Source organism: Exiguobacterium sp. s89 (assembly GCF_018617735.1).
GTDB lineage: Bacteria > Bacillota > Bacilli > Exiguobacteriales > Exiguobacteriaceae > Exiguobacterium > Exiguobacterium marinum.
Window position 1 is genome coordinate 596,080 of the sequence record NZ_JACSKS010000002.1, and the last position, 13,504, is coordinate 609,583.

General features: G+C 49.9%; 11 protein-coding genes. 9 read left to right on the plus strand and 2 right to left on the minus strand.

Going from position 1 to position 13,504, the window contains the following annotated elements:
* Nucleotides 1–17: 17 nt before the first annotated feature.
* Nucleotides 18–725 (minus strand): MIP/aquaporin family protein, encoded by a 708-nt coding sequence (locus tag KNO96_RS08995; RefSeq protein ID WP_026825423.1) that lies wholly within the window; start codon nucleotides 723–725, stop codon nucleotides 18–20.
* Between the two features lie 462 nt (nucleotides 726–1,187).
* Here KNO96_RS08995 and uvrB point away from each other — a divergent pair, with 462 nt between their 5' ends.
* The 3 genes from uvrB to KNO96_RS09010 all read left to right on the plus strand — a co-directional run bounded on the left by uvrB (nucleotide 1,188) and on the right by KNO96_RS09010 (nucleotide 7,267).
* Nucleotides 1,188–3,158: an excinuclease ABC subunit UvrB gene (gene uvrB / locus KNO96_RS09000; RefSeq protein ID WP_026825424.1), complete on the plus strand. Its 1,971-nt coding sequence runs from the start codon at nucleotides 1,188–1,190 to the stop codon at nucleotides 3,156–3,158.
* Nucleotides 3,159–6,032, plus strand: a complete 2,874-nt coding sequence (gene uvrA, locus KNO96_RS09005) for an excinuclease ABC subunit UvrA (protein WP_214703414.1) — start codon at nucleotides 3,159–3,161, stop codon at nucleotides 6,030–6,032. It begins immediately after the preceding gene.
* Nucleotides 6,033–6,097: 65 nt separating this feature from the next.
* On the plus strand, nucleotides 6,098–7,267 hold the full coding sequence (locus KNO96_RS09010) for a DUF4097 family beta strand repeat-containing protein (protein ID WP_026825426.1): 1,170 nt from the start codon (nucleotides 6,098–6,100) through the stop codon (nucleotides 7,265–7,267).
* A 37-nt stretch (nucleotides 7,268–7,304) separates the two neighbouring features.
* On the opposite strand, the gene KNO96_RS09015 is transcribed toward KNO96_RS09010, so the two are convergent.
* A complete protein-coding gene (locus tag KNO96_RS09015) occupies nucleotides 7,305–7,661 on the minus strand; it encodes a hypothetical protein (protein WP_214699480.1) in 357 nt (118 codons plus the stop codon).
* 147 nt (nucleotides 7,662–7,808) lie between these two features.
* On the opposite strand from KNO96_RS09015, the gene hprK reads away from it, so the two are divergent.
* The 6 genes from hprK to trxB all read left to right on the plus strand — a co-directional run bounded on the left by hprK (nucleotide 7,809) and on the right by trxB (nucleotide 13,479).
* Complete coding sequence (hprK, locus tag KNO96_RS09020) at nucleotides 7,809–8,744, plus strand: HPr(Ser) kinase/phosphatase (RefSeq protein WP_026825428.1); 936 nt, start codon at nucleotides 7,809–7,811, stop codon at nucleotides 8,742–8,744.
* Between the two features lie 2 nt (nucleotides 8,745–8,746).
* Nucleotides 8,747–9,565 carry a prolipoprotein diacylglyceryl transferase gene (lgt, locus tag KNO96_RS09025; protein ID WP_214703415.1) on the plus strand — a complete coding sequence of 273 codons (819 nt, stop codon included), beginning with the start codon at nucleotides 8,747–8,749 and terminating at the stop codon, nucleotides 9,563–9,565.
* A complete protein-coding gene (ppaX, locus tag KNO96_RS09030) occupies nucleotides 9,565–10,215 on the plus strand; it encodes a pyrophosphatase PpaX (protein WP_214703416.1) in 651 nt (216 codons plus the stop codon). The genes lgt and ppaX overlap by 1 nt, the downstream gene beginning before the upstream one ends.
* Nucleotides 10,208–10,690 carry an acyltransferase gene (locus KNO96_RS09035; protein ID WP_026825431.1) on the plus strand — a complete coding sequence of 161 codons (483 nt, stop codon included), beginning with the start codon at nucleotides 10,208–10,210 and terminating at the stop codon, nucleotides 10,688–10,690. The genes ppaX and KNO96_RS09035 overlap by 8 nt, the downstream gene beginning before the upstream one ends.
* A gap of 294 nt (nucleotides 10,691–10,984) precedes the next feature.
* Nucleotides 10,985–12,457: a tetratricopeptide repeat protein gene (locus KNO96_RS09040; RefSeq protein ID WP_214703417.1), complete on the plus strand. Its 1,473-nt coding sequence runs from the start codon at nucleotides 10,985–10,987 to the stop codon at nucleotides 12,455–12,457.
* Nucleotides 12,458–12,525: 68 nt separating this feature from the next.
* A complete protein-coding gene (gene trxB / locus KNO96_RS09045) occupies nucleotides 12,526–13,479 on the plus strand; it encodes a thioredoxin-disulfide reductase (protein WP_026825433.1) in 954 nt (317 codons plus the stop codon).
* The last annotated feature ends 25 nt before the right edge of the window (nucleotides 13,480–13,504 follow it).

Consider the following 13,504-nt stretch of genomic DNA (forward strand, 5'->3'; position numbering starts at 1 on the left):
TCCTTCAAAATATTGTGTTACGAGACGAGAAGGCCATAAATGAGTGCGGCGATAATCGCGCCGATAATTGGACCGACGACCGGGATCCATGAATATCCCCAATCTGACGATCCTTTTCCTTTAATCGGAAGAAATGCGTGAGCGATACGTGGACCGAGGTCACGTGCCGGGTTAATTGCATACCCGGTCGTACCACCGAGCGAAAGACCGATCGATACGATCAAGAAGCCGACGATGAGCGGATTAAGTCCGTCCGCGAAGGTGTTTGCCCCGAATGACAATAGACCGAAGACAAGGACGAACGTTCCGATAATCTCACCAATCAAGTTGAAAGGTGTGCTTCGAATACCAGGAGCCGTCGAGAACGTCGCCAGTTTCAAACCTGGGTCGTCCGTTGCATCATAGTGCGGTTTATAGTGGATATAAACCAAACATGCCCCAATGATGGCTCCGATAAACTGAGCGAGGATGTAGAGTGGGACATCCGCCCATGGGAATTCGCCTGCTGTCGCGAGACCAATCGTGACGGCAGGGTTGATGTGTGCACCTCCGTAAATACCGGCTGCGTAGACCCCGACCATAACGGCGAGACCCCAACCCATTGTGATGACAATCCAGCCAGAGTTTTCCGCTTTGGAATGGCGGAGGACGACGCCGGCGACGACACCGTTACCGAGCAGAATCAATAGCATCGTACCAATAATTTCACTGACAAATGCTGACATGTGATACTCCCCTTTCTCCCTTATGCAATTTGACTTACCACTTCATTATATGCCCAAAATGTAAGCGTTTTAAAACAGCGTTTTTCAAAAATCATACTTTTTTCCTAAAAATGTTCACATTTACACCTGTAAACTTCATAAAAATGATGAGTAGAGAGCGGAACTAATAAGAAATAGATGATTCATCATGAAAACTGGGGGGATTTCAATTGAATAGGAATATGGTCCATTGTTTGGTCATTCGTCTCCTATGTTACAAAAGTAACCTTTACAAATTGAACAAATGGATCTTTCTGAACGATTTGAATGTTTCTTTTGAGACGGTTAAGGAAAAATATTAAGCGATGCACAAATGACGTTTCTTCTATAAAGACGTTCTCAGTAAAAGTTGAGAAGCGAATATTTGTTCGTGTATATGGTATAATTAAGACACTTATGAAATGAGAAGGTGAGGAGTATCTTATGGAATCAATTCCGTTTGCATTACAATCTGAATTTCAACCAGGAGGTGACCAACCTGAAGCGATTCGACAGCTTGTCGAAGGTTTGAATCGGGGTGAACGGTACCAGACGCTCCTCGGGGCGACCGGTACGGGGAAGACGTTCACCGTCTCGAATGTCATCCAGGAAGTGAAGAAACCGACACTCGTCCTCGCCCACAACAAGACGCTCGCCGGACAGCTCTACTCCGAGTTCAAAGAATTCTTCCCGAACAACGCCGTCGAATATTTCGTCAGCTATTACGATTACTATCAGCCAGAGGCGTACGTGCCTTCGACCGATACGTTTATCGAAAAAGATGCTTCGATTAACGATGAGATCGATAAACTTCGCCACTCGGCGACCTCGGCTCTGTTCGAGCGCGATGATGTCATCATCGTCGCTTCGGTATCGTGCATCTACGGTCTCGGTAACCCGGAAGAATATAACAGTCTCGTCTTGAGTCTTCGTGTCGGGAAAGAGATGGGGCGCGATCAAATGCTTCGCAAATTGATCGACATCCAATATGAACGGAACGACATCGACTTCCAACGGGGTCGGTTCCGTGTCCGGGGGGACGTCGTTGAAATCTTCCCGGCATCACGTGACGAGCAGTGCTTGCGTGTCGAGTTTTTCGGGGACGAGATTGATCGGATTCGCGAGATGGACCCGCTTACCGGCGAAATCATCGCCGATCGCGAGCATGTATCGATTTTCCCAGCATCCCACTTCGTCACGCGTGATGAAAAGTTACAAAAAGCGATCGTCAACATCGAGGCCGAACTCGAACAACAGCTTGAGAAGTTCCGTGAAGAAGGCAAGTTACTCGAGGCGCAACGTCTCGAGCAGCGGACGAACTACGATCTCGAGATGATGCGTGAGATGGGTTACTGTTCAGGCATCGAGAACTATTCGCGCCATTTGAACTTGACGGAGGCAGGCGCGACACCGTACACGCTCATCGATTACTTCCCGAAAGACTTCTTGCTCATCGCGGATGAGTCGCACGTGACGCTCCCGCAAGTGCGCGGGATGTATAACGGGGACCAAGCACGGAAACAAGTGCTCGTCGACCACGGTTTCCGTCTGCCGTCGGCGAAGGACAACCGGCCGCTCAAGTTCGACGAGTTCGAGAAGAAGTTGAGCCAGGCCATCTTCATCTCGGCGACACCGGGCCCGTATGAGCTCGAACATACGCCGGACATGATTGAACAGATTATCCGACCGACGGGTCTCCTCGACCCGACAATTGAGATTCATCCGATCAAAGGACAGATCGACTACTTGATGGATCAGATCCGCGAGCGCATCAAGCGAGGGGAACGTGTCCTCGTGACGACGCTCACGAAGAAAATGGCGGAAGACTTGTCTGATTACTTACGGGAGGCCGGAATCAAAGTTAACTATATGCACTCTGAGATCAAGACGCTCGAGCGGATTGAAATTATCCGTGACCTTCGTCTCGGAAAATACGACGTCCTCGTCGGAATCAACTTGCTGCGGGAAGGGCTAGACATCCCGGAAGTGAGTCTCGTCACGATTCTCGATGCCGACAAGGAAGGGTTCCTTCGTTCAGACCGGTCGCTTATCCAGACGATCGGACGGGCGGCCCGGAACTCGAACGGGCACGTCATCTTGTTCGCGGATAAGATGACCGACTCGATGACGCGCGCGATTGAAGAGACCGACCGTCGGCGAACGATTCAACAAGCTTACAATGAAGAACATGGCATCACCCCACAGACGATTCGAAAAGACGTCCGAGGGGTCATCCGAGCAACGGTCGAGGCCGAAGAAGAGGCGTTAGAGTCGCTCAGTACGATGAAGCCGGCGGAACGCGAGGCGGCAATTGCCAAGTTGGAAGAAGAAATGAAGCAAGCGGCGCGCGATCTCCAGTTCGAACGTGCGGCCGAATTGCGTGACTTAATCTTGGAGTTGAAGGTAGGGAATTAAATGGCTGAAAAGAAAAATGCGATTGTCATTAAAGGGGCACGCGTCAACAACTTGAAAAATATTGACATCGACATCCCACGTGACCAGCTCGTCGTCTTGACGGGCTTGTCCGGTTCCGGGAAGTCTTCGCTTGCGTTCGACACAATTTACGCTGAAGGACAACGACGTTACGTCGAGAGCTTGTCGGCGTATGCCCGTCAGTTTCTCGGTCAGATGGATAAGCCGGACGTCGATACGATTGAAGGACTCAGTCCGGCCATCTCGATCGACCAAAAGACGACGAGTCGTAACCCGAGGTCGACGGTCGGTACGGTGACGGAAATCTACGACTATCTCCGACTCTTATTCGCGCGAATCGGGAAGCCGGTCTGTCCTAACCACGGAATTGAAATTTCGAGTCAAACGATTTCCCAGATGGTCGATCAGGTGATGGAATTACCGGAACGGACGCGTCTTCAGATTTTGGCACCAATCGTATCGGGGCGTAAAGGAACGCATGTGAAAGTATTTGATTCGTTGAAAAAAGAAGGGTTCGTCCGTGTCCGTGTCAATGGAGAAACGATTGAATTGACAGATGAGATCGAGCTCGACAAAAATAAAAAACATTCAATTGAGGTCGTTGTCGACCGTCTCGTCGTCCGACCGGATGTCGAAGGCCGTCTTGCGGATTCACTTGAGACGGCGTTACGTCTCGCTGACGGACGTGTCATCATCGACAAGATGGATGGCACAGAGCTTCTTTTTAGCGAACATCATGCTTGCCCGATCTGTGGTTTCTCAATCGGCGAGCTCGAACCCCGTATGTTCTCGTTTAACTCACCATTCGGCGCTTGCCCGACGTGTGATGGTCTCGGGACGAAACTAGACGTCGACCCAGAACTCGTCATCCCGGACCCGTCGAAGACGTTAAAAGAAGGGGCGATTGTCGCGTGGCAACCAACGAGTTCCCAGTACTATCCGCAGCTGCTTGCAGCGATGTGTGCACATTTTAATATCGATATGGACGTGCCGTTTGAGCGTCTGTCGAAGCGTGACCAAGAGCTCGTCTTGAACGGGTCAACTGAGGAATCCTTCCTCTTCCGCTACGAGAATGATTTTGGTCAAGTCCGGACGAACACGATTTTCTTTGAAGGGGTTCTTCGCAACATTGAGCGCCGTTACAGGGAGACGACATCCGATTACATTCGTGAGCAGATGGAAATGTATATGGCGACACATGCCTGTCCGACCTGTCACGGTTATCGTTTGAAAGAAGAGTCGCTCGCCGTCAAAATCATCGGCCAGCACGTCGGACAAGTGACGGAGAAGTCGGTCGTGAACGCACTTGCTTTCTTCGAAGGGCTAAATGAACAGTTGAGTGAGAAAGATATCGCAATCGCGCGTCTCATCTTGCAGGAGATTCGAGAACGGCTCAGCTTCTTGAATAACGTCGGTCTCGACTATTTGACACTCTCTCGTGCTGCGGGAACGCTCTCGGGTGGGGAAGCACAGCGGATTCGTCTCGCCACGCAAATCGGATCGCGCCTCACGGGTGTCCTATATGTCCTAGACGAGCCGTCGATCGGTCTCCATCAACGCGATAACGACCGCTTGATCGCCACGCTCAAACAGATGCGGGACATCGGCAACACGCTCATTGTCGTCGAGCACGACGAGGATACGATGATGGAAGCGGACTACTTGATTGACATCGGACCAGGCGCCGGGGAGCATGGGGGACAGGTCATCGCTGCCGGTACACCGAAACAACTGATGAAAAACAAGAATTCGCTCACCGGACAATATCTCGCCGGGAAGAAGTTCATCCCGCTTCCCGTTGAACGCAAGATACCGGACGAACGTTTCTTAAAGATTGTCAAGGCAGAAGAGAACAACTTAAAAGACGTCGACGTGTCGATTCCACTCGGGATGTTCGTCGCAGTGACGGGTGTCTCGGGCTCTGGTAAATCGACATTGATCAATGAGATTCTCTATAAATCACTCGCCCACAATATGAACCGTGCCAAAGCGAAACCAGGGAAGCATAAGAAGATTGAAGGTCTCGATCATATCGATAAAGTCATCGATATCGACCAATCCCCAATCGGTCGTACGCCACGTTCGAACCCTGCGACCTATACAGGTGTCTTCGATGACATTCGTGACGTATTTGCCTCCACGAACGAAGCGAAGATGCGTGGATATAAGAAGGGGCGTTTTAGCTTCAACGTCAAAGGCGGTCGCTGCGAAGCGTGTCGGGGTGACGGAATCATCAAAATCGAGATGCATTTCTTACCGGACGTGTACGTGCCGTGTGAAGTCTGTCACGGGAAACGCTACAATCGGGAGACGCTCGAAGTGAAGTATAAAGGGAAGACGATTGCGGACGTGCTCGATATGACGATTGAAGAGGGTCTTGAATTCTTTGACAAAATTCCGAAAATCAAACGGAAGATTCAGACGATCTTTGACGTCGGTCTCGGCTATATGAAACTTGGACAGCCGGCGACAGAACTTTCAGGTGGGGAAGCACAACGTGTCAAACTCGCATCAGAGCTCCATAAGCGTTCGACCGGGAAGACCATCTATATTTTGGATGAACCGACGACCGGACTTCATGTCGACGACATCGCCCGTTTGTTGAAAGTGTTGCAACGTCTCGTCGAGAACGGAGACACGGTGCTCGTCATCGAACATAACCTCGATGTCATCAAGTCGGCGGATTATTTGATCGACCTCGGACCAGAGGGCGGTGACGGTGGCGGCGAGATTGTCGCGACCGGCACACCGGAAGAAGTCGCTGAAGTCGCGGCTTCTTATACCGGCAAATATTTGAAACCAGTCCTTGAACGTGATGCGGCCCGTGTGAAACCGAAAGCAGGAAAAAAGAAATAAGTATAGAAATGGTGAGAAACGGGAAGTTAATTGACGTGCAATCAAATTGAAGGGGGAAAACGAACGTGAAACAAGAAATGCGTGAACTGATTCTCCAGCAAGTGAAGGAAGGCAAGATGACGATTGAGGAGGGGATGACGCAACTCGAACGTCTCGAGCGACTCGAACCGGAACAAGTTCAAGCGCTTGAAGAACGACAGGATACGGAGAAGGTCGATGCGTACTCGGTCGAATCGCTTACGACGAAACTGACGTCTGCGATGGAAGGGCTCGTGACGAAACTTCGTGACAGTGACTTTACATTCAGCTCGAATTTCGGACCGGAAGTGACGTACTCGAAGTCGTTCCCGTTTACAGGCAGCGATATCTCACTTGATCTTTTCAACGCATCGGCGACGATTGTATCGTCTGATGCCGAAGACTGTGAACTGATTGTAACGGGACGTCCGCTTCGCCAACAAGATGCGGACAAGGCGCTCGAGCAGTTACAGTCGGCCGTCAAACATTCCGTCATCGGCGACCGTCTCGTCGTCTCGCTACGGGACAAGCTTGTCCGGGCCCATGTGGAATTGTACATCCCGCATCACCATTTTAACCATCTTCATGTCCAAACATTGAACGGGGAAGTCCGGGCCGATGGTCTCGACGTCGAGAACGTCCGTGTACAAACCGCGAACGGTCGCGTCGTGCTAAATGACGTGCATGCATCGGAACTACTGTTGAATACTGGCAACGGGACGGTCGAAATCGAAGGCGTAGAAGCGGAACTCGTTCATGTCCGTACCGGAAACGGTGCCGTCATTATCGGCGGGAAATACGACAAAGCTTCCCTTAAGACAGGGAACGGAAATATTCGTGCGGAACTGGCAACGGCTCGTCCTGCCAAGTTCGAACTCGCCTCGCTAGCCGGGAACATTCGACTCGTATTGCCACACGGTGTCGAGGTCGAAGGTGAACTAGAAACGAACTTCGGAGGTCTTCATTGCTTGCTCGATGAACTCGAGATTATCCGTGACCGCAAGGACGTCGCTCAACGTCGACTTGAATTCTTGTCTGGTCGAGGTCAAACACCTCGTATCGAAGTCGAAGCGGGAACACGTACCGGTACCATCGACTTAGAGCATGGTTCGGTGTATACACCATCGACATTCTTAGATGAAGAACAGACAGAGCCGGCTGACCCGGTCGATCCGGTCGACCCAGGCGATTTGAATAATCCGTTCCATCAACAATAAAAAAATCCCGAAGGCGCCGCCTTCGGGATTTTTTTGATTATAGATTCATTTCATACTCGATTTGTTGCCAATCCATCATCTGAGTATCATACAGCGCGAAGGCACTGACCGCGAAGACGATGAAGAGAACTGGCCCGGCAATCAAAAGGATGATTCCGAAGAGGCGCATCGACTTCGAACGAGTCCAGTAGAAGATGATGGCGACAATCATCGAGATGAGCGCACCCGATAAAAAGAATCCGATGATATTCAAGATGAACAAAAGTAAGACCGTCTCGTTTTTCGTCGCCGCATATTCTTTCCACATATCGATCAACGACTTGATGATATAAACGAGCGAACCAATCCCGATCACGATCGCAAACAAGATGGCAATACCAAATAATCCTTCCATAACTACACCTCCCATTATGCTTATACCCTTACTACGATCACAATGTATGAAAGTTTCATCAATTTTTTGACACGTTGTTCATCACTTCTCTAACCTCTCATAGAAAGAGCTATGATACAATAATGAGCGTGAAAGGGGCAGATACTGATGCAAAATATCGTACGCACAGCTCAAGTCGTTGAGCGTTTTAAACTTCAAATTATTGCGGGAGAGGAAGGACTTCATCGTCCGGTCGCAACACCCGACCTAAGTCGACCAGGTCTCGTCCTTGCTGGTTACTATACGCACTATGCGAAAAACCGCCTGCAAGTATTAGGGAAGACGGAATTGACTTTTTATGCGAGCCTATCGGAAGAAAAGCGTCGTGAGCGCGCCAAAATTTTATGTACGGAACACACACCCGGTATTTTAATCACTCGAGGTTTCGATATTCCAAAAGAAATCGAGGAAGAAGCGGAAGCAGAAAACGTTCCACTTATGCGGACGAATGCGGTGACGACTTCAATCGAATCACAAATCACGAACTTCCTCGAGATGGAGCTCGCGCCGATGACGGCGATGCACGGGGTCCTCGTCGATATCTACGGCGTCGGTGTCCTCATCAAAGGGCAAAGTGGTGTCGGGAAATCCGAGACCGCGCTTGAACTCGTCAAACGGGGGCATCGTCTCGTCGCTGATGACTCGGTTGAGATTCGTCAAACCGGCGACCAACTCCTCGTCGGGTCAGCGCCTAAACTCATTCGTCATTTACTTGAGATTCGTGGGATTGGCATCATTGATGTCATGACGTTGTTCGGGGCCGGAGCGGTTCGGTCGCATAAAAAAATCAGTCTCATCGTCAATTTGGAAAACTGGGATCCGGGCAAAGTGTACGATCGTGTCGGACTGGACCACAACGTGATGAAAATCATCGATAGTGAAGTCCCGCTCCTGACGATCCCGGTTCGCCCAGGCCGAAACTTGGCGGTCATCATTGAAGTCGCGGCGATGAACTATCGTCTCCAAAACATGGGAATCAATACGGCTGAAGAGTTTGCGGAACGTCTTGCAAACGCGATTCAGGACACTGAAGGAGACTTGTGATCATGGTAGAACCGACATTTGATCGTGTAGCATTTGAGATTGGATCTCTGCCGATTTATTGGTATGGCATGATTATCGCCTTCGGGGCGATGCTCGGACTCGTTCTTGCTTTATATGAAGCGAAACGCATCAATTACGATTCGGAGCGACTTGTGGATGTCGTCATTTGGTCGATCCCGATCAGTATCATCTTTGCGCGTATTTATTACGTGACGTTCCAGTGGGATTATTACTCAGAAAACCTTGGGCAAATCATCGATATCCGTCAAGGCGGAATTGCCATCCACGGTGCCATCTTCGGGGCACTCCTTGTCGTTATCGTATACTGTATGCGAAAATCGATGTCTTTTTGGAAAGTGACAGACATCTTGGCACCTTCCCTTCTTCTCGGACAGGCTGTCGGGCGCTGGGGGAACTTCATGAACCAAGAGGCGCATGGTGGAGAGACGACGCGTAGCTTCTTACAAGACACGCTCATGTTGCCGGACTGGATTGTCAATCAGATGTATATCGATGGGGCTTACTATATTCCAACGTTCCTATATGAGAGTGTCTGGAACATCATCGGGGTCATCTTCCTCGTCGTTTGGCGTATGGTCGGAAACCCACGACGTGGGTATATCTTCTTGTCCTACCTCGTCTGGTATTCGATTGGTCGCTACTACATCGAGGGACTTCGTACGGACAGTCTCATGTCAGGTGATTTGCGTGCGGCCCAAATGGTGTCTATCGCCTTGATCCTCTTCGGTATCGTCATGATGATTCTTCGCCGCAACGCGAAACGGTACAACGACCCATCAGAGAAAGGACTGTTTGATTAATGGATACGCTCTTATTTGACTTGGATGGAACGTTACTCGATACGAACCCGCTCATCATCGCGAGTTTCCGTCATACGTTCGAATACTATTTCCCAGAAAATACGTATCGGGATGAAGACGTCTATCGATTCATCGGACCGACGCTTGAGAAGTCGTTCCGTGAACTCAACGAACCGGAATGGAAAGAGATGCAGGCGTTCTATCGGAGTTTTAATATCGCGATGCATGATCAACTCGTCGCAGAATATCCCGGTATCATCGAGGGGTTATACCGTCTCCATGCGAAAGGCTATAAGATGGGGATCGTCACGTCGAAAGGGCGTCCTGTCGTCGAGCGGGGTCTTCGATTATTCAACATCGATCATTTGTTTGACGTTGTTGTGACGGCAGATGACGTTGAGAACGAAAAGCCTCACGCCGAACCGGTCGAGCGTGCGCTTCAGGCGCTCGATTCGTCGGCAGAACGCGCGGTCATGGTCGGCGATAACGATACCGACATCTTCAGCGGAAAGAACGCCGGGACGAAAACGGTCGCAGTCGGTTGGGCACTCAAAGGTCGTCCTTTCCTCGAATCGCTCGAGCCAGACGTCATCATTGATACGATGGAACATTTCGAGGCGTGGCTCGATGAGGTAAGCGTCCGTGCGTAAAACGAAGCGATTTCATATCGACGGACCGAATCCGCTTTGGCAGATGTATCGGACGATTCGTTTTTTACGTGTCTTCAAAAACACGGCGGTCGTGCTCGTCGGACGTTATTTTCCTTCAGTAAAGGCGAAGCGTTGGCTCTACCGGACATTTCTCGGCATGAACATCGGAGAGTATAGTGCACTTGCCCTCATGGTCACACCGGACGTCATGTTCCCGGAGAGGATCACGATTGGTCGCAACACGGTCATCGGGTTTAATTCGACGATTCTTTGTCATGAGTATCTCGTGGATGAGTATCGGATCGGGGACGTCGTCATCGGTGATGAGGTATTGATCGGAGCGAATGTGACCATCTTGCCCGGTGTGACGATTGGAGACGGTGCTGTCGTTGGCGCTGGCGCGATTGTTCATCGCGACGTGTTGCCGGGTGAACGAGTCGTCGGGGCGAAACTACAATCGCTGACACATATTTGACACAATTTTTCGCAAAAAGTTTTCGTGCATGTTTTGTATAAGAAGATGAAAGAATACTTGAGCGGTATCACTTTTTTTAAAAGAGATACCGCTTTTTAATGGAAAAAAGTACAGAAATGAAAAAAACATATTTTCGCTCAAAAATAATTTTTGAACCTAGTAAAAAATATTCATTATAGAAGGAATATAGTCGCGATTTTTTTTAACTTTTTCAGTTGCCCTCGTTGTTCGAGTGAGGTATTCTTATCCCTGCAACTAAAAAAAGATTTAAAGATGATGTGGAGGATTTAGAATATGGAAGCGAACTATGAAGCAGTAATGACGCTACCCGAACCAGAATCTCCGCTCGCTGCGGAGCTCCACTACTATAGAGGTCGTCGTGCGTTACGTGAAGGTCGCCTAGATGAAGCGACTTTTTTCATGGCTGAAGCGACAGCGGCAGCCACGCATCGCGTCGACTATCATAAACAGTACGCAGAACTGTTGTTTGAAGTAGGGGAGATCTACCACGCCAATGACGTGTGGAAGCGAGTTTTAGAGCTCGACGAGACTGCGACAGAGGCGCTTTATCACTTAGCGAGTAACTGTGCCTATGTCTCTCAATATGAAGAAGCCGCAAATTATGCATCCGAATATCTCGATCGTGACGCGAAAGGTCACTACACGGAAGCGGTGCAATCCCTTCTTGAACTGATTGAGCTCGAACAAGAGCTCGAGGACGAGGAAGAAGATGAGTTGATTACGTGGCATACAGAAGCACAGCGTCAAATCGACAAAGGACGGTTATTTGCGGCAAAGGCGACACTCGAACGCCTGATCGGGAGATATCCAGAGTTTTGGCCGGCTTATAACAATTTATCGGTCGTCAGCTTTTATCTCGGTGATGATCAAGCGGCGTTCCGGACGCTCGAATATGTACTCGATCAAAATCCTGGAAACTTGCATGCGATTTTAAATACGATTCTCTTGCTTCATGAAGCAGGACACTCGGAAGCGGCGATCCAGTTATCGACACCGCTCACACGTGTCCGTCCGCTCCATTACGACTTGCGTTATAAATTAGCGACGACACTCGCACTCGTCGGTCACTACGACCGTGCGTATGAAGAATTGCGCTTATTGAAGGACCACGGGTTTCGCGGTGACCCATTGTTCGGGCATTGGCTCAGCGTGTCTGCCTACAAGACAGGACGATTAGAAGAGGCAGCCACCTACTTGAACAATGAAGAGATGAAACGATTCGAAGAGAGGCAGAGCTTCGATATTAGGGAAAACCTTGAGTTTCGTTCGGCGCTCGTCCAGGGACTACGTCAAGAAAGCGATTTGGCTCGAGTCGAGATTATTCGTATTATCTCTAACCTTAAAGACGACGAGGCGTTCGAAGCGCTCGCGCTCACGAATGCGGTGACGGAGAACGAGACGGTCCGCGCGTTCGCGGAGATGTGCCGTGCCGACCTCTGTAGTCAATCGTTCAATGGAGACGAACGAATCAAACGTGCGTTTGACGCACTTGTCTTGGCTGAAGCACACGTTTCGGAAGCGGAACGGATGAGTCTTGAAGGTGACTTCTATGAACGTTTTGCCACACTTTTGTTGTCTGATGAACCATTCTTGGACGTAACGGCATCGGCCGCTGCGCTCGTCTGGATGTTTTATACAAAACGAGACGCGCTGATTCTCGAAGACTGTGCGAATGCCTTCCATCTTCCGGTCGATACGTTGACAGAGAAGGTACGTTCTTTCAAACGAACACTCGAACAAGCATAAAGATAGACGATACCCGTACAGGTTTCTTATACTAAAGGCAATCAATTTCTTGCAGAGGTGGAATAAACATGACAGAAGAAAAAATTTATGACGTCATTATCATCGGTGCCGGTCCTGCCGGAATGACCGCTGCGCTATATGCTTCACGTGCAAACCTTTCAACGCTTATGATCGAACGCGGAATTCCAGGTGGTCAGATGGCCAATACGGAAGACATCGAGAACTACCCGGGCTACGATAGCATCCTCGGTCCTGACTTATCGCAAAAAATGTTCGACCATTCGAAAGCGTTCGGTGCGGAGTATGCATATGGGGACGTGCAGCGCATCTCGGATGAAACAGAATACAAAGTCGTGCATGCGCACAACCGAGACTACAAAGCGCGTGCAATCATCCTCGCCTCTGGTGCTCAGTATAAGAAAATCGGCGTACCGGGTGAAGAAGAGCTCGGTGGCCGTGGTGTATCGTATTGTGCGGTATGTGATGGGGCATTCTTCAAAGGGAAAGATTTGTTCGTCATCGGTGGTGGCGACTCAGCCGTTGAGGAAGGTGTCTTCTTGACACGTTTCGCGAACAAGGTGACAATCGTTCACCGTCGCGACGAGCTCCGCGCACAAAAGATTCTTCAAAAGCGTGCGTTCGACAATGAGAAAATCGATTTCATTTGGAACCATACGGTGAAAGAAATTACAGAGAAAGACGGGAAAGTCGGTGGGGTTCGTCTCGTCAACACGGTTGACGGGACAGAGACAGACCATGAAATCGACGGCGTCTTCATCTATATCGGCATGAACCCGATTACGGGGTTCGTCCAAGACCTCGGCATCACGAACGAGCAAGGTTACATCGTCACAAACGAAGCGATGGAAACGAACATTCCAGGAATCTTCGCTGCCGGTGACGTTCGTGAGAAAACACTCCGTCAAGTCGTCACGGCGACAAACGACGGGTCGATTGCCGCTCAAAATGCTCAACACTTCATCGAGGGACTCCTCGAATCGTTGCAAGAACAAAACGCATGATTCAAGAAGCTAGGACTGCGGGGAA

Excerpts from the sequence above, each read along its gene's own strand:
- KNO96_RS09015 (WP_214699480.1), bottom strand. The coding sequence starts at position 7,661 with ATGGAAGGATTATTTGGTATTGCCATCTTGTTTGCGATCGTGATCGGG.
- hprK (WP_026825428.1), top strand. The coding sequence starts at position 7,809 with ATGCAAAATATCGTACGCACAGCTCAAGTCGTTGAGCGTTTTAAACTT.
- trxB (WP_026825433.1), top strand. The coding sequence starts at position 12,526 with ATGACAGAAGAAAAAATTTATGACGTCATTATCATCGGTGCCGGTCCT.
- lgt (WP_214703415.1), top strand. The coding sequence starts at position 8,747 with ATGGTAGAACCGACATTTGATCGTGTAGCATTTGAGATTGGATCTCTG.
- KNO96_RS09040 (WP_214703417.1), top strand. The coding sequence starts at position 10,985 with ATGGAAGCGAACTATGAAGCAGTAATGACGCTACCCGAACCAGAATCT.
- uvrB (WP_026825424.1), top strand. The coding sequence starts at position 1,188 with ATGGAATCAATTCCGTTTGCATTACAATCTGAATTTCAACCAGGAGGT.
- ppaX (WP_214703416.1), top strand. The coding sequence starts at position 9,565 with ATGGATACGCTCTTATTTGACTTGGATGGAACGTTACTCGATACGAAC.
- KNO96_RS08995 (WP_026825423.1), bottom strand. The coding sequence starts at position 725 with ATGTCAGCATTTGTCAGTGAAATTATTGGTACGATGCTATTGATTCTG.
- uvrA (WP_214703414.1), top strand. The coding sequence starts at position 3,159 with ATGGCTGAAAAGAAAAATGCGATTGTCATTAAAGGGGCACGCGTCAAC.